1 pseudogene is annotated in these 1,092 nt (G+C 70.1%); it reads left to right on the forward strand.

From position 1 onward, the window contains the following. A pseudogene (tssI, locus tag SMD10_RS25440) lies at positions 1-1,092 on the forward strand (type VI secretion system tip protein TssI/VgrG); the annotation flags it as partial.

Genomic DNA, 1,092 nt, shown 5'->3' on the forward strand with positions numbered 1-1,092 from the left:
GGGCCAAGCGCGAGGCGGTGGAGCCGGCCGAACTGATCGGGCGGCGGATCGACGTGCTGGTGGAGATCCAGCAGGGCGCCGGCGAGGAGGGCGGCGGCTCGGCGGCGGGGGCGGCGAGGATTCGAAACTCCGCCGGCCCTTCAACGCGCTGGTCACCGACCTCGACGAGGGGCCGATGGTGACCCGCGGCGTGCGCTCCTACACCCTGACCCTGCGCCCCGAGATGTGGCTGTTGTCGCGGCGCTCGGACTGCCGCATCTTCCTCGGCAAGACGGCGATGGAGGTGGCCGAGATTCTGTTCGCCGAACACGGGCTGACGGCGCCGGACTTTTCGGGCGTGATCCGCAATCCCCCGGCGCAGGGGTACTCCGTTCAGTTCAACGAAAGCGATCTCGACTACCTGCTCAGGCGGTTTGAGTTCGACGGCCTGTTCTATTGGTTCCGCCACGAGAAGGGCCGGCACCAGCTGGTGGTGGCCGACCACCAGAGCGGCTGGCTGAAGCCGTCGGCGGCGGCCGAGGGCGAAGCGGCGATGCGCATCGCGCAAGGCTCCTCCGATCGCAACCACATCGACGACTGGCGGCGGCGCTATGCCTATGTGCCGGGCCAGCGGGCCGGGCGCGACTGGAACTTCGAGACGCCCCACACGGTGCCCTCGGCCGCAACGCCCTCGCTGGTGGAGCTGCCGGACAACGCCAAGCGCGAGCTCTACGAGTTTCCGGCGCGCGCCATGGACGTGGCCGCGCACGAGCGGGTGGAGAACCTGCGCATGCAGGCGACGGAGGCCGACCACGAGCGGGTTCGGGCCTCCTCCAACATCCGGGTGGTGGAGCCGGGGCGGCGGTTCAGCCCTTACGAGGTGGCGCATCCGGAGAAGACCTACGAGGAGCACGTGGTGATCCGCGCGGTGCATCAGGTGGTCGATCGCTCCTACGAGACGGCGTCCGACGAGCCGGAATACCGCAACAGCTTCGAGGCGGTGCCCTCGCGCGTGCCCCTGACGCCGCACCGTGCGACGAAGCGCCCGCGCATCGAGGGGGCGCAAGTGGGGATCGTGGCGGGTCCCGAGGGCGAGGAGATCCACTGCGACCA

Origin of the sequence: Consotaella aegiceratis (assembly GCF_036541425.1) — a bacterium.
Lineage (GTDB): Bacteria > Pseudomonadota > Alphaproteobacteria > Rhizobiales > Rhizobiaceae > Consotaella > Consotaella aegiceratis.